The organism is Streptomyces sp. SAI-170 (genome assembly GCF_049739565.1).
Taxonomy (GTDB): Bacteria; Actinomycetota; Actinomycetes; order Streptomycetales; family Streptomycetaceae; genus Streptomyces.
This window is the reverse complement of record NZ_JBMGQD010000001.1, coordinates 5,076,979-5,098,904: the sequence shown is the minus strand read 5'-3', so window position 1 is coordinate 5,098,904 and position 21,926 is coordinate 5,076,979. Positions and strand designations below refer to the sequence as shown.

The 21,926-nt window shown below is 72.4% G+C and carries 16 protein-coding genes; 9 read left to right on the top strand and 7 right to left on the bottom strand.

Annotated features, from left to right (window positions below; genetic code table 11):
• Positions 1 to 100 precede the first annotated feature (100 nt).
• Together RKD23_RS22850 and RKD23_RS22845 are read right to left on the bottom strand one after the other, a co-directional pair.
• Complete coding sequence (locus RKD23_RS22850) at positions 101 to 1,465, bottom strand: phosphomannomutase/phosphoglucomutase (RefSeq protein ID WP_424855355.1); 1,365 nt, start codon at positions 1,463 to 1,465, stop codon at positions 101 to 103.
• Positions 1,466 to 1,626: 161 nt separating this feature from the next.
• Entirely contained in the window at positions 1,627 to 2,046 is a 420-nt protein-coding gene (locus RKD23_RS22845) for a DUF3499 domain-containing protein (RefSeq protein ID WP_399647028.1), read from the bottom strand.
• A 296-nt stretch (positions 2,047 to 2,342) separates the two neighbouring features.
• Between RKD23_RS22845 and RKD23_RS22840 the strand changes: the two genes are divergently transcribed.
• Positions 2,343 to 2,792, top strand: a complete 450-nt coding sequence (locus RKD23_RS22840; RefSeq protein ID WP_424858313.1) for a metallopeptidase family protein — start codon at positions 2,343 to 2,345, stop codon at positions 2,790 to 2,792.
• A 22-nt stretch (positions 2,793 to 2,814) separates the two neighbouring features.
• Here the strand turns inward: RKD23_RS22840 and RKD23_RS22835 are convergent, their stop codons facing one another.
• From RKD23_RS22835 to RKD23_RS22825, 3 genes are all read right to left on the bottom strand, one after another.
• Positions 2,815 to 4,302: a DUF5719 family protein gene (locus tag RKD23_RS22835; RefSeq protein ID WP_424855354.1), complete on the bottom strand. Its 1,488-nt coding sequence runs from the start codon at positions 4,300 to 4,302 to the stop codon at positions 2,815 to 2,817.
• A complete protein-coding gene (locus tag RKD23_RS22830; protein WP_424855353.1) occupies positions 4,299 to 7,970 on the bottom strand; it encodes a glycosyltransferase in 3,672 nt (1,223 codons plus the stop codon). The genes RKD23_RS22835 and RKD23_RS22830 overlap by 4 nt, the downstream gene beginning before the upstream one ends.
• 248 nt (positions 7,971 to 8,218) lie before the next feature.
• Positions 8,219 to 8,482, bottom strand: a complete 264-nt coding sequence (locus RKD23_RS22825) for a WhiB family transcriptional regulator (RefSeq protein ID WP_030377564.1) — start codon at positions 8,480 to 8,482, stop codon at positions 8,219 to 8,221.
• Between the two features lie 716 nt (positions 8,483 to 9,198).
• On the opposite strand from RKD23_RS22825, the gene RKD23_RS22820 reads away from it, so the two are divergent.
• The 4 genes from RKD23_RS22820 to RKD23_RS22805 all read left to right on the top strand — a co-directional run bounded on the left by RKD23_RS22820 (position 9,199) and on the right by RKD23_RS22805 (position 13,128).
• Positions 9,199 to 9,705, top strand: coding sequence for a cysteine dioxygenase (locus RKD23_RS22820; RefSeq protein ID WP_424855352.1), 507 nt, complete (start codon positions 9,199 to 9,201; stop codon positions 9,703 to 9,705).
• 33 nt (positions 9,706 to 9,738) lie between these two features.
• Entirely contained in the window at positions 9,739 to 10,698 is a 960-nt protein-coding gene (cofD, locus tag RKD23_RS22815; protein ID WP_424855351.1) for a 2-phospho-L-lactate transferase, read from the top strand.
• Positions 10,695 to 12,020 carry a coenzyme F420-0:L-glutamate ligase gene (locus RKD23_RS22810; RefSeq protein WP_424855350.1) on the top strand — a complete coding sequence of 442 codons (1,326 nt, stop codon included), beginning with the start codon at positions 10,695 to 10,697 and terminating at the stop codon, positions 12,018 to 12,020. The genes cofD and RKD23_RS22810 overlap by 4 nt, the downstream gene beginning before the upstream one ends.
• A gap of 94 nt (positions 12,021 to 12,114) precedes the next feature.
• A complete protein-coding gene (locus tag RKD23_RS22805; protein WP_424855349.1) occupies positions 12,115 to 13,128 on the top strand; it encodes a DNA-3-methyladenine glycosylase family protein in 1,014 nt (337 codons plus the stop codon).
• Between the two features lie 36 nt (positions 13,129 to 13,164).
• On the opposite strand, the gene RKD23_RS22800 is transcribed toward RKD23_RS22805, so the two are convergent.
• Both RKD23_RS22800 and RKD23_RS22795 read right to left on the bottom strand, forming a co-directional pair.
• On the bottom strand, positions 13,165 to 14,247 hold the full coding sequence (locus RKD23_RS22800) for a sugar phosphate nucleotidyltransferase (RefSeq protein WP_424855348.1): 1,083 nt from the start codon (positions 14,245 to 14,247) through the stop codon (positions 13,165 to 13,167).
• 106 nt (positions 14,248 to 14,353) lie between these two features.
• On the bottom strand, positions 14,354 to 15,754 hold the full coding sequence (locus RKD23_RS22795) for a peptidoglycan recognition protein family protein (protein WP_424855347.1): 1,401 nt from the start codon (positions 15,752 to 15,754) through the stop codon (positions 14,354 to 14,356).
• Between the two features lie 152 nt (positions 15,755 to 15,906).
• On the opposite strand from RKD23_RS22795, the gene RKD23_RS22790 reads away from it, so the two are divergent.
• From RKD23_RS22790 to RKD23_RS22775, 4 genes are all read left to right on the top strand, one after another.
• Positions 15,907 to 16,665 carry a TIGR03089 family protein gene (locus RKD23_RS22790; protein WP_424855346.1) on the top strand — a complete coding sequence of 253 codons (759 nt, stop codon included), beginning with the start codon at positions 15,907 to 15,909 and terminating at the stop codon, positions 16,663 to 16,665.
• 200 nt (positions 16,666 to 16,865) lie between these two features.
• Entirely contained in the window at positions 16,866 to 18,083 is a 1,218-nt protein-coding gene (locus RKD23_RS22785; RefSeq protein WP_424855345.1) for an LCP family protein, read from the top strand.
• Positions 18,084 to 18,337: 254 nt separating this feature from the next.
• Entirely contained in the window at positions 18,338 to 20,080 is a 1,743-nt protein-coding gene (locus RKD23_RS22780) for an LCP family protein (protein WP_424855344.1), read from the top strand.
• Between the two features lie 253 nt (positions 20,081 to 20,333).
• Positions 20,334 to 21,806 carry an LCP family protein gene (locus RKD23_RS22775; RefSeq protein WP_424858312.1) on the top strand — a complete coding sequence of 491 codons (1,473 nt, stop codon included), beginning with the start codon at positions 20,334 to 20,336 and terminating at the stop codon, positions 21,804 to 21,806.
• Positions 21,807 to 21,926: the final 120 nt, after the last annotated feature.

The following is a 21,926-nucleotide window of genomic DNA, read 5'->3' as shown; positions in this document are numbered from 1 at the left end:
ACCTCGGCCTCGCCCACCCGTCGCCCGGCTCATGCGGCCTCGCCCACCCGTCGCCCGGCTCATGCGGCCTGGACCGGCCCCGGAGCGGAGAGCCGGGAGGTCAGCCCCGGATGATCGCCAGCGCCTCGTCGCGGATCTTGGCCATCGTCGCCTCGTCCCGCGCCTCCGCGTTCAGGCGGAGCAGCGGCTCGGTGTTGGAGGGGCGGACGTTGAACCACCAGTCGGCGGAGGAGACGGTGAGGCCGTCGAGGTCGTCGACGGTGATGCCGTCCTGGCCCTCGTAGGCGGAGCGGATCGCGGTGAGGCGGCCGGCCTGGTCGTCGACGGTGGAGTTGATCTCGCCGGAGCCCGCGTAGCGGTCGTAGGACGCGGTCAGGGCGGACAGGGGGCCCTCCTGGCCGCCGAGGGCGGCGAGGACGTGGAGGGCGGCCAGCATGCCCGTGTCGGCATTCCAGAAGTCACGGAAGTAGTAGTGCGCGGAGTGCTCGCCGCCGAAGATCGCGCCGGTGCGGGCCATCTCTGCCTTGATGAAGGAGTGGCCGACGCGGGTGCGGACGGGGGTGCCGCCGTTCTCCTCGACGACCTCGGGGACGGACCAGGAGGTGATGAGGTTGTGGATGATCGTGCCCGCGCCGCCGTTGCGCGCGAGCTCGCGGGAGGCGACCAGGGCGGTGATGGCGGACGGGGAGACCGGGCCGCCGTTCTCGTCCACGACGAAGCAGCGGTCGGCGTCGCCGTCGAAGGCGATGCCGAGGTCGGCGCCCTCCTCGCGCACGCGCGCCTGGAGGTCGACGATGTTGGCCGGGTCCAGCGGGTTGGCCTCGTGGTTGGGGAAGGTGCCGTCCAGCTCGAAGTACATTGGCACCAGCTCCAGGGGCAGGCCCGCGAAGACGGTGGGTACGGTGTGGCCGCCCATGCCGTTGCCCGCGTCGACGACGACCTTCAGGGGGCGGATGTCGGTCAGGTCGACGAGGGAGCGGAGGTGGGCCGCGTAATCCTCCAACGTCTCGCGCCGGGTGACGGTTCCCGGCGTCGGGGCCGCGGCCGGGGCGCCCGATTCGCGCCACCGCTCGACGAGTTCACGGATCTCGGTGAGGCCGGTGTCCTGGCCGATGGGGGCGGCGCCCGCCCGGCACAGCTTGATCCCGTTGTACTTCGCCGGGTTGTGCGAGGCGGTGAACATCGCGCCGGGCAGATCCAGTGCGCCCGAGGCGTAGTAGAGCTGGTCCGTGGAGCACAGTCCGATCTCGGTGACATCGACGCCGAGCGCGGCGGCGCCCCGGGCGAACGCGCCCGCGAGGCCGGGCGACGAGGGCCGCATGTCGTACCCGATGACGATCGCGTCCGCGCCGGTCACCTGGGCGAAGGCAGCACCGAACAGCTCCGCGAGCGACTCGTCCCACTGGTCCGGGACGACTCCGCGCACGTCGTACGCCTTCACGATCTGCGACAGATCAGCAACCACGGCCAACCCTCCTGAAAGTCCTGTCAGTCGCCTCAAACTACCCGTACGGCCTGGCGGCACGGTCGAGCGCTCCGTCTGGTGGACTTCGAGACGTACCCTCAGGTCCGGGCGATTTCAGGCCGGACAGGCCGGAAAGGGACCCAACCGGCGGCCGGGGCGCGTCAGTTGTCGGGCGAGCGCAGAACCCGCAGGTGGCCGCGGCGGGCGACCTCCATCGGGTCGGCCGTGCGGGCGCCGCCGGCCTGGGCGGCGCGTTCCTGCGGACGGGCCGCCTCGCGCACGGCGTTGGCGAGCGCCTCCAGGTCGTCGCCGCTGGGGCGGGCCGGGGCGGAGCCGTCGAGGAGCCGGACGACCTCCCAGCCGCGCGGGGCGGTGAGGCGCTCGGAGTGCTCGGCGCACAGGTCGTAGCAGTGGGGCTCGGCGTAGGTGGCGAGCGGGCCGAGGACCGCGGTCGAGTCGGCGTAGACGTACGTCAGCGTCGCGACGGCGGGTCGGCCGCAGGCGGTGCGCGAACAGCGACGTACAGGGCTCACGACGTTGGACGGTACCGCACTCTTGAGCGGGCCGCGACGACTCTCCACCAGGTCACTCCCCCGTGTCGTGTTGCGAAACGTCCCACAAACCCCTTCTGTCATACCCCGCTGACCTGCACGGACATGCATTTTCAGCGGATCCCACAGCACCGGGTGCGGTCACCAGTCGGCACAAACCCCGCCATTCGACCCGTCTTGGACGGTCTCGCAGAGATACGGAATCGAGCCCAACCTTGGCTGGAATGGTCATCCTCCGTCATGGCCCGAGGTGTGGCCGGATGCCGTGCGGTGTGCCGCGTGGGCGCCGGGCGGCCCGCTCGCACAAGAACTAGGCTTCACCAGTGATGGACACCCCCGTACCGCCCTCTGCCACCGGCCCCGGGCCGCGCCGCCGCGACCGCCACGGCCGGGGCATGCGCGGCCCGATCGCACCGCCGCAGGTGCCGCTCGCCGCGAGCCGGGCCGAGCTGTTCGCCGACCTGGTGCAGGACTCCGTGGAACGCCTGGAGCGGCGCTGGCCGCAGCTCGCCGAGATCGACTTCATGGTGCTGGAGGTGCCGCGGCCCGCCGCGCCCGGCGAGGCCTGGCACGACGAGCCGGTCCCGCTGGGCGGCACGATTCCCGCGCACGAGGGACACCGCGCGCGTGTGGTGGTCTACCGGCGGCCGGTGGAGATCCGCACCAAGGGACGCGACGAGCGCGCCGCCCTGGTGCACGAGGTCGTCGTCGAGCAGGTCGCCGAACTGCTGGGGCTCACCCCGGAGACGGTCGACCCGCGCTACGGCGAGGACTGAGCGCTCCCGAGAAAGCATCCGGCTACTGCTGCAGCACCGAGAGGTCCTGCTCCGCCCGCGGGACGGCGACCGTCCCGCGGTCGTCGGGAAGGGTCTGCACCGTGAACGCGGGTACGCCGTCCTGGGCCGCCGCCAGGGTCCGGGAGGCGTACACCGGGCCGCCGGAGACCGGCTCCACGGTGAGCGCGTAGGTGCCCTTCAGGCCGTCCGGCACCGGGAGTTCCACGTCCTGGGTGGTGCCCGACTTGATCGTGTACGTCTCGGTGACGGCCGTGCCGCCCTCGGTGCCGGCCGAGGCGGTCACCTCGACCTTGGCGTCGCCGCCGGGCGCGGTGAGCGACAGGGTCGTGCCCTTGGCGGTGTTGCCGAGGGAGTTCGCGCGCGTGCCGACCGGGCGGGCCGCGGGGATGAACGCCGTCTCCTGCTCGTCGCCCTTGCCGCGTACGACGCGTACGGCGGCGACGACCGGCACCGAGCGGTCCGTCGGGGTCAGCACCAGCGAACCGGCCTCCCCGCGTGTGACGTCGCCGAGGTCGACCGCGGTGGTCATGCCCGACTTCACGTGCAGCGTCTCCTGACCGGCGGGGGTGATCAGGCCGGAGGGGGCGGCGAGGCGCACCTTGAGGTCGGCGTCGGTGCCGCCCGGGGTGAACGCGACCAGGCGCACGGAGGTGGCGTCCTTGGGGATGCCGGGCACGACGAGGGTGCCCGCGGGGTCGGCTGCCGGGGCCAGCCAGTCGCCGCCGAGCTTGTCGTCCAGGGCCAGCAGGGCGGCGCCGACACGGCCGCTGCGCACGTTGACGTGCACGGTGAGGTCGCTCTGCGGGCCGTCGGTGAGGGTGGACAGCAGGATCGGCTCGGTGGAGCGGGGCTTGACGGTGATGTCCTCGGCCACGGTGGACTCCAGGGCGCCGTCCTTGCCGTACAGCTCGATGTCGACGACGGCCGCGGAGTCGTCGGGGTTGGTCAGATGGACGTAGTCCGTGCGGTCTCCGCCGGCGGCTGCGCCCACGAACCAGAACTCGGTGTCCGGGGCGGTGCAGTTGACGCCCGTCAGGCCTCGGCCGGTGCCCGCGGTGACCTCGGTGGTCTGCAGGACGCTCCAGCCGGGCGCGGCGTTGCCCTCGGCGGTGCCGATCAGGGCGGGGGCCTGCGCGCCGGAGGTGTCACCGCTGACGGGCGTGCCCGCCTCACCGGGCTTCAGGACGGGCTTCGAAGCCTTCTTCTTGCCAGAAGACTTGCCGGAGCCGTCCGCGTCCGCCGGCAGCAACTCCGCCTTTCCGTCGTCACCCGTGCCCTTGGTGACGGGTGTGAACGACGTGTACGTCGTGTCGGCGAGGTCGGAGGTGCTGGGCGCCGGGCACACGAGCGTGCTGCGCTCCACGGGCAGATAGGCGGCGGCCTGCTCGGTGTCCGTGCCGGAGGCGCCGGGCGCGGTGAGCGCGCCGAGGCCGGTGACGGCGGCGAGCGCGGCCGTGGCGGCGATCAGGGACAGGGTCGTGCGGTTCACTGCTGGCTCCCGTCGGGGCGCTCGCCGCCGGTGGCGTGCGGGTGGGCCGGGTGGGCCGATGGGTCCTGGTGGGCCGGGTCGTAGGCGGGGTCGTAGCCCTGGCCGTACGTCTGGTCGTAGCCCTGGTCGTACGGCGGGGTCTGCGGGGTGCCGCCGTAGGCGTACGGGTCGTACTGGCCGGGCTGGCCGGACTGGTACGGGTCGGCCTGGTAGGTGTCGCCGTAGGCGCCCGCCGGGTACTGCTGTTCGGTGTAGCCGGCGTACGGGTCGGCGGTGGCCTCCCAGGTGTCGTACGACTGCTGCTGCGGGACGGCGACCGGGGTCTGCTCGGGCATCGGCGGGAACTCGTCCGCGCGGGTGCCCTCTTCGGCCGCGGCCGCGGACTCGGCCTCGGCCTCGGCCTGGGCGCGCAGGCGGCGGGCGCGGCGGCCCTCGCCGGCGGTGGCCTGGGCCGGGATCGGCGTCTCCTCGGGCAGGTCGTCGTCGATGTCGCGGCGGCGGCCGGGCAGGGCGAGGACGACGAGGACCAGGGCGAGGAAGCCCTGGGTCCACAGCCAGGCGGTGTGGCCGATCGGGTCGTCGTAGGTGAGGTCCAGGCGGCCGCCCTTGGCGGGCAGTTCGAAGCCCTGGGCCCAGCCGTCGAGGGTCTTGCGGGTGAGCGGGGTGCCGTCGAGGGTGGCGGTCCAGCCCTCGGAGGCGCTGTCGGCCAGGCGCAGGACGCGGCCCTCGGGGCCGTCCGGGACGGTGGTGTGGATCTCGACGGGGCCGGCGGCGACGGGCTGCGGCTCGGCGGTGCCCTCGCGGACGATCGTCGCGCGCGCGACCTGCCGGTCGACCTGCCACAGGGCGCTGCCGTCCTGCTGGCTGAGCCGGGACAGACCGGGGGTGGCGTCCAGGATGCGGCTGACCTCGCGCGGGGCGCCCTTGTGGACGAGGACGTAGCGGACCGCGAAGTCGCCGAGCTGGATGGCCTGGTCGGCACCCGATCCCGCGACGAGGTTGGCGACGACCTTGTCCAGGCGCGCGTTGCTCCCGTCGGCGGCGGCCAGTTCGGCGTCGCCGAGGCGGGCGCCGGAGCCGCGGACCAGGGTGTAGCCGACGTGGGCCGGGGAGTCGCTGTCGAGGACGAGGGTGCGCGCCTGGTCGGGGTTGTTGCCCTCCTCGGCGACGAACGCGGGGACCTGCACCGGGTCGCGTCGCTCCAGCGGGCCGTCGGCGCCGCCGATCATCCAGCCGACGGCGACGAGCAGCGGGCCCGCGGCGGAGGCGAACGCGATCAGCGCGGCGACCGGCTGACGCCAGCCGAAGCTCTGCTCGGCCACGCGCGCGCGTGCCCCGTCGGCGCCGAGGACGGCGGCCGCGAGCAGGGCGAGGCCGTAGACCAGGGTGGCCGGGCCCGCCCAGGCGGAGCGGTTGGACAGCACGGCCAGGGCGAGGCCGACCAGGGCGACCGCCCAGGCGGTCACGATGGCGGGGCGCCGCTCGGTACGCAGCAGGGCGGCCAGCGCCGCGAGCACGATGCCGACGAGCATCAGCCCGTCCACGGTGCCGGGCCCGCCCGGGCTCGCGCCGAGCAGGTCGAGCGCGGTGGCGGTCGAGGGGCCGTACGGAAGGCCGGTCCCGGTGAAGAAGCCGAACGGCAGCAGGGTCAGCGACCAGGGCGCGAGCAGCAGCAGCGGTGTGCCGAGCTGGGCCAGGAAGCGCAGGCCGTAGGCGGTGATGTCGCCGCGGCGTACGGCGAGCAGGCCGAGGCCGAGGACCAGGGCCGCGGGCCACACGATCGGGGTGAAGGCGGTGGCGGTCGTCAGCAGCAGCGCGTACGCCCAGGTGGCGCGCCAACTGCCGCGGGCGCCGGAGGAGTGCGTCAGGCCGCTGGCCGCGATGCCCGCGCGGGCGAGGAGCGGCAGCAGTACGGCGAGGACGGCGGTGCCGAGGCGGCCGCCGGCGAGGGCGCCGGTGACGGCGGGCAGGAAGGCGTAGGCGACGGCGGCCCAGGCGCGCAGCAGCCTGGACGTCACCAGCGGCCGGGAGGCGAAGTAGGCGCTGAGGCCGGCCAGCGGCACCGAGGCGACCAGCAGGGTGGTGACGGCGAGCCCGGTGGAGCCCAGCAGCAGCGAGGCCAGCAGGGCGACGACCGCGAGATACGGCGGGGCGGTCGGCGTTCCTCCGGCGCCCACGGGGTGCCAGGCGTCGAGGTAGCGCGCCCACAGTTCGCTCGCGCCCGCGGGGGCGGGCAGCAGGGAGCCGCCCGCGAGGGCGCCGCCGCCGAGCAGGGCGCGGCAGGCGATCAGGGAGACGAGCAGCAGCACCAGGAAGAGCACCGGCGCCGGTTTGCGGGCGATGCGCTTGAGGCGGGCGAACTGCTCGATCTCCAGGAAGTCGGCGTCGTCGCCGCCGGGTCCGGACTCGACCGCGCCGCCGTGCCGTCCGGCACCGGAGGCGGACTCGGCGTCGGAGCCGCCGAAGAGGTCGCCTGCGACCTGTTCGACGGTGGCGCGGACGGTGGCGCCCGGCGGCGGGAAGAGCTGTCTGAGTTCACCCTTGTCGATCTGGGGGCGGCCGCGGGTGCGCCGCCCCGCGACGATCCGCTCGGGCCGCAGCAGCACGCCCAGCAGGCCGCGGATCTCGTCCACGGCCTGGCCGGGGACCTTGCCGACGAGGTAGGCGAGGGTGCGCAGCACGGTGCCGAGGAGGAGCCGGAGCAGCACCCAGGGCAGCGCCGCGGTGCGGGTGTTGACGAGCAGGGTGTAGACGGCGCCGGCCTTGTCGACCTTGTGCGGGGAGGCGGTGGTGCGGCCCGCGCAGTCGACGGCGCGGCGCTCGCGCGAGGCGGCCTCGGCGTGCCGGACGACGGCGTCGGGGGCGACCAGGACCCGATGTCCCGCCGCGTGGGCGCGCCAGCACAGGTCGACGTCGTCGCGCATCAGGGGCAGGCGCCGGTCGAAGCCGCCGAGCTGCTCGAAGACGTCACGGCGGACCAGCATGCCCGCGGTGGACACCGACAGCACGGAACGGACGTGGTCGTGCTGGCCCTGGTCCTGCTCGCGGCGGTCCAGGCCGGTCCAGCGGCGGCCGGAGTTGGCGATGGAGACGCCGACCTCGAGCAGCTGTCGCCTGTCGTACCAGCCGCGCAGCTTGGGGCCGACCACGGCCACGTCGTCGCGGCCCAGCTCCAGTTCGGTCTCGACGACGCGCAGCAGCTGTGCCAGGGCGTCGGGTTCGGGCGCGCAGTCGTCGTGCAGCAGCCACAGCCACTGGATGGGCTCGCCGTGCGGCAGGTCGGGCAGGTCGTAGGTGTCGTCGCGCCATTGGCGGGTGACGGGGTCCCAGCCGCTGGGCCGCTTCAGATACGGCAGGTCCTCGGGGGTGAGGTGGGGGGCGGTGCGGTGGGCCTCCTCGACGGCCTGGCCGAAGCCGGTGCGGCGGGCGAGGTGGAGCACGCGGTCGGGGCCGAGGGCGTCGGTGACCAGCGCGGCGGAGTCGTCGGCGCTGCCGGTGTCGGCGGCGACGGCGTACTGGACGGGGCGCTCCTGGCCGAGCAGCCCGGCGAGTGCGTCGGGCAGCCAGCGGGCGCCGTCGTGGGAGACGACGACCGCGGTCACGACGTGGCGCGGGAACTCTGGTGTGGCAGCGCCGTTCTGCGCCGCCGTGTGGCTGTGCACGGACATCGAGGTACGGGCCCCGGTTCGCTGGACTGCGGTGGACGCCCGTGTCCCATGGGGATGGCGAGGCGTCTCGGACGAGCGACCACACTATCGGCTGGGCATGACGACGGCCCGCCGCCTGTGGATAACCCACCTGCGACGGGCCGTTCGCCACGTATGTACGAAAGCGCCGGTGCGGCTGCCGTCTCGGACGCCACCCCTCGGACGGGGGCCTTCTTCGGACGCCGGTCCTCTTCGGACGCCGGTCCTCTTCAGACGGCGGCCTTCTTCAGTCGGCGGCGTTCCCGTTCGGACAGGCCGCCCCAGATGCCGAAGCGCTCGTCGTTGGCGAGGGCGTACTCGAGGCACTCGGAGCGGACCTCGCAGGCGAGGCAGACCTTCTTGGCCTCGCGGGTGGAGCCGCCCTTCTCGGGGAAGAAGGACTCGGGGTCGGTCTGGGCGCACAGCGCGCGCTCCTGCCAGCCGAGTTCCTCGTCCGCGTCGTCGACCAGCAGTTGCTCCACCAGCTCGGTCATGTGCGCCCCTCGTCTGTCTTTCGCGTCCCCGTGATGTAGCCGTTACCGATGTCGGCTGAACGACACGAGTGAAATTACAAGTGTGCTGCTCCGGGCGAGTCAAGCCGAGATCTGCTATTGGGCCCCTTATTCACTCTGCGGAACCAAGGCCGTGCGGAAAGTGTTCAAATCGCCATAAACCTTGACAGGCAGAGAGAGCCCCCGGGGGCCTCCGGCCCCGCACAGACCTGTACGGAGGAGGACGCCCGGGCGTTCGATCTCGTTCCGACACGCGCGCCGAAGCGAACCGGATCACAGAGGGATCACGGGTTCGCAACGAGGCTTGTGCGCCCGGTTGTGCGCCATGTGTCCCGGTGGGCGGCTGAACAAACCTTTCGCCTCGCAGATGAACCGGATGAGGTGAACCATGTCCCACATACCGGGCGTCAAGTTGACAGTGCGGGTGTGAACCGCTGTCCTTATGGGCATGCTCGCGAACTTGGCACTCACCTCGACCCGCACCGCCGGGTCCCTCGGTGCTGCCCTCGTTCGTCGTAGCTGTTGCTGTTGTCCCAGCTGTTGAGCCCCACGCGCGCTCCGGCTGCCCCCTGAGTCCACCGCGACTCGGCTGCTTGTTCCCGCCGCCCGTACCCGGGCACCCCTGTCCCCCGTGATCCGGGCGGACGGCCTGCGACACCCAGCCATCCCCCACACTCCGCCGAGGAACCACCCCATCCATGAACAGCGACAGCGACCTCCAGATCGCCGGCGACATCCTCGAAGTCCCGCACCTGCTCCAGGCCCCGCGTGAGCACCCGGCCACCGTCGCCGAGTTCGTCGGCCTGGCCCGCACGATCGCCGCCGACCGCTCCCAGTGGGAGCACCTCGTCGATTACGACGCCACCACGCGCTGGTACCACCGGCTGCGCACCGGGCCCGGCTACGAGGTGTGGCTGCTGTCCTGGGTGCCCGGACAGGGCAGCGGACTGCACGACCACGGCCGCTCCTCCGGGGTGCTGACCGTGCTGGACGGCACCCTCACCGAGAACACCGAGCACGGCACGCGCGCGTTGGGCGCCGGGGCCCAACGGGTGTTCGCTCCGGGATACGTCCACGAGGTCGTCAACGACACCCTGGAGCCGGCGGTCAGCCTGCACGTGTACTTCCCGGGCCTGACGGAGATGCCGATGCACGCCGGGACGCACACCGGGGCCTCCTGCGCGGCGCGTTCGGTGACCGCCTGACGGAATGTCGGACCCGCCTGCCAGACTTGGCGCATGCGCATTGTGGTTCTGGCAGGCGGCATCGGTGGTGCCCGGTTCCTGCGCGGTCTGAAGAAGGCCGCGCCGGACGCGGACATCACGGTCATCGGCAACACCGGGGACGACATCCACCTCTTCGGGCTGAAGGTCTGCCCGGACCTCGACACGGTGATGTACACGCTCGGCGGCGGCATCAACGAGGAGCAGGGCTGGGGTCGGGCGGACGAGACCTTCCATCTGAAGGAGGAACTCGCGGCCTACGGCGTCGGGCCCGAGTGGTTCGGGCTGGGCGACCGCGACTTCGCCACGCACATCGTGCGGACGCAGATGATGGGCGCCGGCTATCCGCTGAGCGCGGTCACCGAGGCGCTGTGCGACCGCTGGCAGCCGGGCGTACGGCTGATCCCGATGACCGACGACCGCGTGGAGACGCATGTCGCGGTCGAGGTCGACGGCGAGCGCAAGGCGGTCCATTTCCAGGAGTACTGGGTGCGGCTGCGCGCGTCGGTGCCGGCCGAGGCGATCGTGCCGGTGGGCGCCGAGCAGGCCAAGCCCGCGCCCGGCGTGCTGGAGGCCATCGCCGAGGCGGACGTGGTGCTCTTCCCGCCGTCCAACCCGGTCGTCTCCGTCGGCACCATCCTCGCCGTGCCCGGCATCCGTGAGGCGATCGCCGAGGCGGGCGTGCCGGTGGTGGGCCTGTCCCCCATCGTCGGGGACGCGCCCGTGCGCGGGATGGCCGACAAGGTGCTCGCGGCGGTGGGCGTGGAGTCCACGGCCGCGGCGGTCGCCGAGCACTACGGCTCCGGCCTGCTGGACGGCTGGCTGGTGGACACCGTCGACGCGGGCGCGGTGGAGCGCGTGGAGGCGGCCGGCATCCGCTGCCGGGCCGTCCCGCTGATGATGACCGACCTCGACGCGGCCGCGCAGATGGCCCGGGAGGCGCTGGCGCTGGCCGAGGAGGTACGAGCCCAGTGAGCCCGGTGAGCGAGGCAGCCGCGCCGGAGTACCGGGTATGGGCCGTGCCCGGCCTGCCCGAGGTGGCGCCGGGCGACGACCTCGCCAAGCTGATCGCCACCGCCGAACCGGGGCTGGCCGACGGGGACGTCGTCCTCGTCACCTCGAAGATCGTCTCCAAGGCGGAGGGCCGGATCGTCGAGGCCGCCGACCGGGAGGCGGCCATCGACGCCGAGACCGTACGCGTGGTGGCCCGGCGCGGGACGCTGCGGATCGTGGAGAACCGGCAGGGCCTGATCATGGCCGCCGCCGGGGTCGACGCCTCCAACACCCCCGCCGGGACCGTGCTGTTGCTGCCCGAGGACCCGGACGCGTCCGCGCGGGCGATCCGCGAGGGGCTGCGGGAGATCCTCGGCGTCAACGTCGGGGTCGTCGTCACCGACACGTTCGGGCGTCCCTGGCGCGCGGGGCTCACCGATGTCGCGATCGGCGCCTCCGGCGTACGCGTGCTGGACGATCTGCGCGGGGGCACGGACGCGTACGGCAATCCGCTCAGCGCCACGATCGTGGCCACGGCCGACGAGCTGGCCGCCGCGGGCGATCTGGTCAAGGGCAAGGCGGCCGGGCTGCCCGTCGCCGTCGTGCGCGGACTGCCGCAGGCAGTGGGCGAGCGGGGTGAGGACGAGCAGGGCGCGCGGGCGCTGGTGCGCGGGGGCCAGGACGACATGTTCCGGCTCGGCACCTCCGAGGCGATCCGGCTCGCGGTCACCCAGCGCCGTACGGTCCGGGCCTTCACCGACGCGCCCGTCGACCCCGGCGCCGTACGTCGTGCGGTCGCCGCGGCCGTCACCGCGCCCGCGCCGCACCACACCACCCCGTGGCGGTTCGTGCTGCTGGAGTCGGCGGAGTCCCGCACGCGCCTGCTGGACGCGATGCGGGAGGCGTGGATCGCGGACCTGCGCCGGGACGGCAAGTCCGAGGAGTCCATCGCCAAGCGCGTACGCCGCGGCGACGTGCTGCGCAACGCGCCCTGTCTGGTGGTGCCCTGCCTGGTCATGGACGGCTCGCACACCTACGGCGACGCCCGGCGCGACGCGGCCGAGCGGGAGATGTTCGTCGTCGCCACCGGCGCCGGGGTGCAGAACTTCCTGGTCGCGCTGGCCGGGGAGCGGCTGGGCTCGGCGTGGGTGTCCTCGACGATGTTCTGCCGCGACGTCGTGCGCGAGGTGCTCGCACTGCCCGAGGACTGGGACCCGATGGGCGCGGTCGCGGTCGGACATCCGGCGGAGGAGCCCCGGCCGCGCGCCGAGCGGGACGCGGGGGCGTTCATCGAGGTGCGCTGAGGGTGTGGCGTACGTCTATGCCCGAGTCGGACGTGGCGAGCCGTCCGGGCTCGTACGCTCGTAGGACCCGACCGGCTTCCCAGGGATCTCACTCGTGGCAGGACGTTTCCCCCAGCGGCCCCAGCCGCCCACGCGTACTACAGTGCGCGGCGGCCATGTCGCCGTGCCCGGCGGCGTCCCGCGGCCGGCTCCGGAACCCGCGCGGGTGCGGACGTACGCGCCGAAGGGGCCGCTCGACCTCGGGCTGGTGCTGGGGCCCCTGCGGCGCGGGCCCGCCGACCCCACGTTCCGGGCGATGCCCGACGGGTCGGTGTGGCGGGCCAGCCGCACGCCCGCCGGGCCCGGGACGCTGCGGGTCAGCGTGTACGGCGATGAGGTGCGCGGCGAGGCCTGGGGCCCGGGAGCCGAGTGGCTGCTGGAGCAGCTGCCGGATCTGCTCGGCGCCTCGGACGACCCGGACGCGTTCGCCCCGCGGCACCGGCTGGTGGCCATGGCGCGGCATCGGCGGCCGGGGCTGCGGCTGACGCGGACCGGGCTGGTGCTGGAGTCGCTGATCCCGTCGGTGCTTGAGCAGAAGGTCACCACCGACGAGGCGTACCGGGCGTGGCGGCTGCTGGTGCGGAAGTTCGGGGAGCCGGCGCCGGGGCCCGCGGCGGGCGGGCGGCTGTTCGTGATGCCCGCGCCTCGGACATGGGCGCTGATTCCGTCCTGGGAGTGGCATCGGGCCGGGGTCGACGACAAGCGGGCGTCGACGATCCTGCGGGCCGTACGGGTCGCTGCGCGGCTGGAGCAGGGTGTGGGTCTGGCTCCTGAGGATGCCCGGGCCCGGTTGGAGGTCGTGCCGGGGATCGGGCCGTGGACGTCGGCCGAGACCGTGCAGCGCAGTCATGGGGCGCCGGATGCCGTGACGGTGGGGGACCTGCATCTGCCGGGGATCGTGGGGTGGGCCCTGGCCGGTGACCGGTATGCCGATGACGCGGTGATGCTGTCGCTGCTGGAGCCGTATGCCGGGCAGCGGCACCGGGCTGCCCGGCTCATTCTGCTGAGCGGGAAGGTTCCTGCTCGGCGCGTGCCCAAGATGCCCAAAGTCGACATCGGCCGGCTCTGACCAGGGGGCTCCGCCCCCTGGCTCCCCGCACACCCCTTACTGGTCGGACGAGAACCTCACCGACCCCGCCGGGATCCTCGCGTCGCACCACACCCGCGCCCCGTCCCGCAGCTCGTTGTCCGCGCCGATCACCGCCCCGTCCCCGATGACCGTCCCCGTGAGGACCGACCGTGTGCCCACGCGGGCCCGGGTGCCGATGAGGGAGTCGGTGATGACCGCGCCGGGCTCGATGACGGCGCCCGGCAGGATCGTGGAGCCGAAGACGCGGGCGCCCTCGGCGACGAAGGCGCCCTCGCCGACGACCGTGCCGCCTGCCAGCTTGGCGTCGGGGGCGACGGTGGCCGTGGGCAGGACGAGGAGGTCGCCGCAGCGGCCGGGGACGGCCGGCGAGGGGGCGCGGCCCAGCACGAGGTCCGCCGAGCCGCGGACGAAGGCGGCCGGGGTGCCGAGGTCGAGCCAGTAGGTGCTGTCGACCATGCCCTGGAGATGGGCGCCGGCCGCGAGGAGGTCCGGGAAGGTCTCGCGCTCCACCGACACCGGCCGCCCCGCCGGGATCGCGTCGATGACCGAGCGGCGGAAGACGTAGGCGCCCGCGTTGATCTGGTCGGTGACGATCTCCTCGGGCGTCTGGGGCTTCTCCAGGAAGGCCAGCACGCGGCCGGTGGCGTCCGTGGGGACCAGGCCGTAGGCGCGCGGGTCGGTCACCTGGGTGAGGTGCAGGGAGACGTCCGCGCCGGTGCGCTCGTGGGTGTCGACCAGGGCCGGGATGTCCAGGCCGGTCAGGATGTCGCCGTTGAAGACGAGCACCGGGTCGTCGGGGCCCGAGTGCAGGCGCGAGGCCACGTTGCGGATGGCGCCGCCCGTGCCGAGGGGCTCCTCCTCCGTGACGTACTCGATGTGCAGGCCCAGCGAGGAGCCGTCGCCGAAGTACGGCTCGAAGACCTCCGCGAGATACGACGTCGCGAGCACGATGTGCTCGACACCCGCCGCGCGCGCCCGCGCCAGCTGGTGCGTGAGGAACGGCACTCCCGCCGCCCTGACCATCGGCTTGGGGGTGTGCACCGTGAGCGGGCGCAGCCGGGTGCCCTTGCCGCCGACCAGGAGGATCGCTTCTGTCACCTGTCGTCTCTGCTTCCTGCCGGGACCGGCCGAACTGTCTTTCGGCCGGTCAGTGTATGCAGACCCCCCGGACGCGTCACGGCACACCCGCGGTTCCGGCCCTCCGTCAGCGGCCCTGGTATTCCGCCGCCTTGGTGCGGGCGGTGGCGAGCTTGCTGTACAGAAGGCCGCCGGGGCACTGGGTGGCGAAGCCGTCCCGGTGACCGGAGATCACGTTCAGTCGCACATTCTTGCCCTTTTGGTAGAGATTCCCCCCACCGGACTTGAGGTACGTCTTCGCGAGCGGGTTCACTCCGTAGAGGCCGAGCTTCCAGGCCGTCAGCTGGGCGATGGCCCGTACCGAGGAGTCGGACGGCCGGGTGTCGTCGTACGTGCCGATCACGGCGATCCCCGTGCTGTTGGTGTTGAAACCGAGAGTGTGGGCGCCCCTGACCGGCTTGGCCACCCCACCCGCACGGCCCTCGTAGATGTTTCCGCACCGGTCGACGAGGAAGTTGTAGCCGATGTCCCGCCAGCCCATGCTCACGACGTGGTAGCGGTAGATACTGCGGATGACGGACGGGGCCTGCGAGCAGCGGTACTGGTTGCCGGACGCGGTGTGGTGCACGAAGGCGGCCTTGACCTTGTCGGTGTAGACGAACGTCGCCTCGCGCAGTTGCTCGTCCGCGCCCCAGCCGCGGCGGGTGACGATCCGTGGGCGCGGCCCGATCTTGGGCGCGGTGTTCGCCTCGGCGCCTTTCAGCTGGGCCAGTTCGCGTTCCGTCTCGGCGCGGCCGAGAGCGGGGATCTCCAGGGCACCGAGCGGGGCGAGCCCGGCGTTGGCGCCGGAGGCTTCGGCGGTCTCGGGGGTGAGGGTGCCGGTCCGCGGGGTGTCCGCCGGGGAGCCCTGCGGGGTGTCGCCGGCCTGGCCGGGGTCGATGAGTTCCAGGCGCAGGCCCGAGGGCAGCGGAGCCTCGGAGGTGGCGGTGCGGTCGCCGCGGCCGGTCTCCTCGACGCGGCTCTCGGTGGTGGCCCGCACCCGGATCTCGACGCCGTCCGAGTCCCCCACCCACAGCGGGGCGGTGGCGCCGCGGACCCGGCGGGCGGTGCGCTCGGCGGTGTCGGGGTCGGCGGCGTGCTCGGCGTTGTGCGTCTCCACGTCCTGCCAGCCGGACCACTGCCCGCTCGCGGTGTCGCGGGTGCGGACCTGGACGCTGCCGTGCAGTTCGGTGTCCGGGTTGTCCCAGACGACGCCGAGCAGTGAGAAGTGCCGTACGTCCTGACGGGCCAGGCCCTGAACGGCGGTGGAGCCGAGGGTGCGGGAGGTGGTGAGCGGGACGAGGGGCAGGGACTGGGTGGAGCCGGGCAGGTCCGGGGCGTTGGGGGAGCCGGGGGGGTGCTTCGCCGGGGCCGCCTGCTTCTCGGACGACGCCGGGTGGGCCGTCGCCGGGGCTGCGGACAGGGTCAGTGGGAGGGCCAGGGCGGCCGCACAGGTGAGGCCGAGGGAAGAGGCAAGGAATCCACGCATGCCCCTGATCCTGGACATAGTCATACAAATCTGTCCATTGGGGAGTTGACGGGCCGTCGGCTGCCGTTGCGCCGAACCGGTGGTGAACCCTGGGCCGAACCGGTGGTGGCGCCGCCCGGCGGGGGTGAGCGGGCCCGCGTACGCTTGCGCGGGTGACTGTGACCGATCGCACCCCTGCCGACCTGCTGCGTTCCGCGCTCGCCGCCGATCCCGCGCGACCGCTGGTGACCTTCTACGACGACGCGACCGGCGAACGCGTCGAACTGTCCGTGGCCACCTTCGCCAATTGGGTGGCCAAGACGGCGAATCTCCTCCAGGACGGGATGTCCGCCGAGCCGGGCGACCGGGTGGCGCTGCTGCTGCCCGCGCACTGGCAGACGGCCGTGTGGCTGCTGGCCTGTTCCTCGGTGGGTGCGGTCGCGGACGTCGGGGGCGATGCGGGGCGTGCCGACTTCGTCGTGGCCGGGCCCGGGCGGTTCGAGGAGGGGCTGGCGTGCCGGGGCGAGCGGTACGCGCTGTCGCTGGCGCCGCTGGGGCGCAGGTTCATGCCCGGCCCTCCGGACGGGTACTCCGACTACGCCGTGGACGTGCCCAGCTTCGGGGACCGGTTCGTGGCGTACGCGCCGGTCGATCCCGAGGAGCCCGCGCTGGTCGTCGCCGGGGCCGAGCTGACGGGCGCGGAGGTGGTGGAGCGGGCTGTCGGCGACGCCCGCGGGCTGGGGCTGACCGGGCCCGGGTCCCGGCTGCTGTCCGGGCTGCCGTACGACACATGGGAGGGCCTGAGCGCCGGCTTGTACGCGCCGCTCGCCTCCGGCGGCTCGGTGGTGCTGTGCCGGCACCTGGACCAGGCCCCTGACGACACCGTGACCAAGCGGATCGAGAGCGAACGGGTGACCGCCACGGCCCGCTGATCGTCGCCCCTCGGCTGCATGCCCCCAGGGGCGCGGGGAACTGCGCGACCAGCCCTCCACGGTCCGCAGACGGAGGACGGCCGCACCCCCCGCCACATCACCCGTTCGGCCCAGCCCACCCCGCGGCCCACCTCCATCCACGGCATCGTCGTAAGAACGCAGGACGACACGCCCGTACGCCGTGAGAGGTGGACTCAGACGTGAGCGACACCGCAGGGACGCCTTCTCCACGGCCGGATGCGGCCGGGGCGGGGGCGTCCGCGTCGGGGCGGGGGCTCATACGGCGGCGGCGCAGGCGGTGGGTGCGCGGCACCGCTCTCACGGTCGGTGTCCTCGTCCTGGCGGCCGTAGGAGCCGGATGGGTCGTGTACGCCAAGCTCGACGGGAACATCACGGCCGACGAGGCCGCCGCCGCGGAGCTCGCCCGGTACGAGAAGGAGCGGCCGACCTCGCTGGTGAAGGGCGCGCAGAACCTGCTGCTGATCGGGTCGGACTCGAGGGCCGGGGACGGCAACCGCAAGTACGGGCGCGACTCGGGCACCCAGCGGTCGGACACGACGATCCTGCTGCATCTGTCGGCGGGCCGGCACAGCGCGACCGCGGTGTCCCTGCCGCGCGACCTGATGGTGGACGTGCCCGGCTGCCGGCGGCCGGACGGCAGCCGCACCGAGCCGATGTTCGCGATGTTCAACTACGCCTTCGAGACGGGCGGATCGGCCTGCACGATCCGAACCGTGGAGAAACTGACGGGGATTCGGATCGACCACCACATGGTGGTCGACTTCAGCGGCTTCAAGAAGATGGTCGACGCGGTGGACGGCGTCGAGATCTGCCTCACCGAGCCGATCCGCGACAAGGCCGCCAAACTGCGGCTCCCGGCGGGGCGGGTGAAGCTGAACGGGGAACAGGCGCTCGGCTATGTGCGCGCCCGCAAGTCCCTCGGCGACGGCAGCGACACCGACCGCATGGACCGCCAGCAGCGTTTTCTCGGCGCGCTCGTCAACAAGGTGCGCAGCAATGACGTCCTGCTGAATCCGGTGAAGCTCTATCCGGTGCTGGACGCGGCCACGTCCTCGCTCACCACCGACCCACCACTGGCGAGTTTGCGTGGTTTGTACGAACTCGTACGAGGCCTGCGCGACATCCCCACCGAACGGGTGCAGTTCCTGACGGTGCCGCGGGAGTCGTACGTCTACAACTCCAATCGGGACCAGCTCGTCGAACCGGACGCGCAGAAGCTGTTCGCCCGCCTCCGCTCGGACGCTCCGATCAGTGTCGCCAAGGAGGTTCCGCGGGATTCCGCGACAAACGGCGCTACGGATTCGCAGTCGCCCGATCACACAGCGTACGAGGGTACGAGCCCTTCCCCCGCGCCCACGTTCCGCGGAAACACCGCCGCCGAGCACGACTGCGAGTAAAGGCACCCCCAAGTCGGCGAGTCCGGACGAACGCGCGTTCAAAGAAATGGGCGGTATTGCCCGGTTGTAGGGACGTGGAATTTGTCACCGTCGTCGCCCCACGCTGAACTGGGCGGATAGTGTGAGCGCTTCCGGTGCCCCCGGCTCAGAGGTCCGACCGGTCCTCGGTCCGGGGTCGCGCACTGTTTGTACGAGACCCGAGCGCCTTTGAGGGGGAAGGCGCCGCGTGGCCCCGACGGAGGATTCGGACAACCGTGGACGCGCAAGGCCGTGGGCGGGCGGACAACATCGACCCCGCAGACCAGTGGGTACTCAATCCGGACACCGGCGAATACGAACTGCGACTGGGTGATTCCGCACCGCAACAGTCGGCCGTACCGGGCCCGCGCCGAGCCGCCCGCCGTGCCGAGGGCGCGGTCCGCTCCCGTACCGGCACGCCGGGGCGCGGCGCACCCGAGGCGCCCGGCCGCGATGTGCCGCCGCCGCGCCGGCGCCGTGCGGCACCCGAGGAGCCGGTGCCGGGACGTCGTGGGCGGCGTCCGGCGAAGAAGGCGGGCAAGGCCAAGAAGGTCGTGATGTGGACCGGCGGCAGCATGGCGCTGGTCCTGGTCGCGGTCGCCGGAGCCGGCTATCTGTACCTCAAGCACCTCGAGGGCAACGTCGACACGACGGACGTCGGCACCGCGGGCGCGAGCAGCTTCCGCAAGGACGAGGCCTTCAACATCCTGCTGATCGGCACGGACAAGCGCACCGGCGAGGGCAACGAGAGCTACGGCGACCGGGAGAACACCACCGGGCACGCCGACACCACGCTGCTGCTGCACGTCGCCAAGGATCGCTCCAACGCGACCGTGCTGAGCATCCCGCGGGACATGATCGTGGACATCCCGGACTGCGACACCAAGCAGGACGACGGCTCCTTCGAGACGATCCCCGGCATCCACGACCGCTTCGGTTACAGCCTGGGCGTCAGCGGCCGAGACGCCGGCTGCACGATGCGTACCGTCCACGAGCTGACCGGCGTCAAGCCGGACCACTTCATGATGGCCGACTTCAACGCCATCAAGACCCTGACCACAGCCGTGGGCGGCGTCGACGTGTGCGTCGAGAAGGCGGTGAACGACGAGAAGTCCGGCCTGGTGCTGCCCAAGGGTCCCTCCACGATCCAGGGCGAGCAGGCGCTGGCGTTCGTGCGGACCCGGCACGCCTGGGGCAACGAGGGCGACCTGGACCGCATCAAGGTGCAGCAGCAGTTCCTGGCCTCGCTGATGCGGCAGATGTCCTCCGGCGACACCCTCACCAGCCCGACCAAGCTCGTGAAGCTGGCGGAGGCGGCCACCAACGCGCTCACCGTCGACAAGGCCATCGGCAAGGTCAGCACGCTCAAGGACATCGCCCTCGAGCTGAAGAAGGTGCCGATGAAGAACATCTCCTTCACCACGGTGCCGGTGAAGGACAACCCCGCCGAGGGCACGCGCCACGTGACCGTCATCGTCGACGAGTTCAAGGCGCCGCCGATCTTCGACGCCATCAAGAACGACGTCTCCTTCACCGACGTCAAGCAGAAGCAGAAGCAGGAGAAGGCGGCCGTCGCGGCCCGGCTGAAGGGCACCAAGGCCCCGGCCTCCGACGTGCGGGTGCGGGTGCTCAACGGCGGTGCGGACGACGGCTCCGCGCAGGACACCCTCAACTGGCTCCAGCTGGAGAAGGGCGTCAACAAGTCGGAGAACGGCGGCAACGCGCCCGCCGACCTGCCGAGGACCACCCTGGAGTACGCGCCCGACCAGGCCGACCAGGCCCGCGCCCTCGCCGCGCTGATGGGCCTGTCCGGTGCGGCGATGAAGCCGGGCAAGAGCGTGACCAACGCCCAGGGGCTGCCGACGATGACGCTGACCCTGGGCAAGGACTTCAAGGGGGCGGGGATCCCGCTGACGGGTCCCGCGAAGATCGACGTGAAGGACAAGACCACAGCAGACAAGGTGCAGTGCGCCAGCTGAGATTCGTAACGCCACCGAACGGGCCTGTCATGCGTCTGACTTGACGAACGGCAGGCCCGTTCGACGGCGCAGGGGTGGGGAGGACGCAGACGTGACGAAGAACAGCGTGCAGGAAGAGGGCGCGGCCGCGGGGGTGGGGACCTCCGCGGCGGTCCTGGACGCCGGTGAGCCGGACGCCGAGGGCGGCCCGCCGACGGACGCCACAGCGCTGCGCCGGCACGGCAGACGCCGGGCCCCGCGCAAGCACCGGGTGCTGAGGTGGTCCGCGACGACCCTCGCGGTGCTCATAGTGGGCACGGCGGGCGCCGGTTATCTGTACTACCGCCACCTGAACGGCAACATTCAGCGGGGCGAGCGCGAGAGCGGCGACTCCAAGGCGACGAAGACCCCGCCGAACGCCGCAGGGCAGACCCCGCTGAACATCCTGCTCATCGGGTCCGACAGCCGTGCCTCCGACGAGAACGTGGCGCTGGGCGGCAGCCGCGACCACCGCGACAGCCCGCCGCTGGGCGATGTGCAGATGCTGATCCACCTGTCCGCGGACCGCAAGAGCGCCGCCGTGGTGAGTATCCCGCGCGACACCCGGGTCGACATCCCCAAGTGCAAGGACCCGAAGAGCGGCGAGGAGTTCGCGGCGGACAACGACATCATCAACGAGTCGCTGGCACACGGCGGGGCCGGCTGCACGCTGGCCACCTGGCAGAACCTGACCGGCGTCTACATCGACCACTGGATGACGATCGACTTCGCCGGCGTGGTGAGGATGGCCGACGCCATCGGCGGCGTCGAGGTCTGTGTGAGGCAGAACGTCGACGACCGCCCGAAGCCCGGCAGGGACGGCGGCTCCGGCCTGTACATGACGGAGGGCCCGCACAAGGTCAGGGGCAAGCAGGCCCTGCAGTGGCTGCGGACACGTCACGCCTGGGGCAGCGACCTGCTGCGGGCCAGGGCCCAGCACATGTACATGAACTCGATGATGCGGGAGCTGCGCGACCAGAACGTCTTCACGGACACGGGCCGGCTCATGGATCTGGCCGAGGCGGCCACGTCGTCCCTGAAGGTCTCCGAGGAGATCGCCTCGGTCAAGCATCTGTACGACCTGGGCATGCAGCTGAAGTCGGTGCCGACGAACCGCATCACCATGACGACGATGCCGAGCGTCCAGGACCCGCTGGACCGCAACCACGTGATCCCGGCCGGTGCCGACGCCGAGAAGATGTGGGCGATGCTCCGCGACGACGTGCCCTTCGACAAGAACGGCACGGGCAAGCCGTCGAGCGACAAGCCGAAGGAGAAGGTGTCCGCGGACCCGGCCGCCCCCGACGCCGAGATCGGGGTGCTGGTGCAGAACGCCACCCGGTCCGACTCGCTCGGCGTGGTCAACGGTCGCGCGAACACAGTGACGCAGGCCCTGGTGCAGCAGGGCTTCGCCCGTGCGGCGGCCGACACCTCGGGGTCGTACGCCGAGGAGCGGACCGTGGTGCGCTACCCCAGCGCCGATCTGGAGGGCGACGCCCAGCGGGTCGCCAAGTCCCTCGGGATCCCGCTGAAGCAGGTGAAGAAGTCCTCCGACGTCACCGGTGTCACAGTCGTCGTGGGGAGCGACTGGCGAGACGGTACGGAGTATCCGAAAATCGAGGAGGGCGATCTTCCGTCGAACTCCGACGCGGTGAACGGCGCAGACAGCGGCCAGTGCATGAGCGTGTACAAGCCCTATCGCTGGTGAGACGCCGATCGCGCGAAGGGGGCCTGACGCGAACGGGAGGCGACTTGCGGCTTTTTGATGGAAGATCAGTGCGTGATGATCGTCCACATGTGTGCCTCGCGACCACCGAGTCTGTGGCGC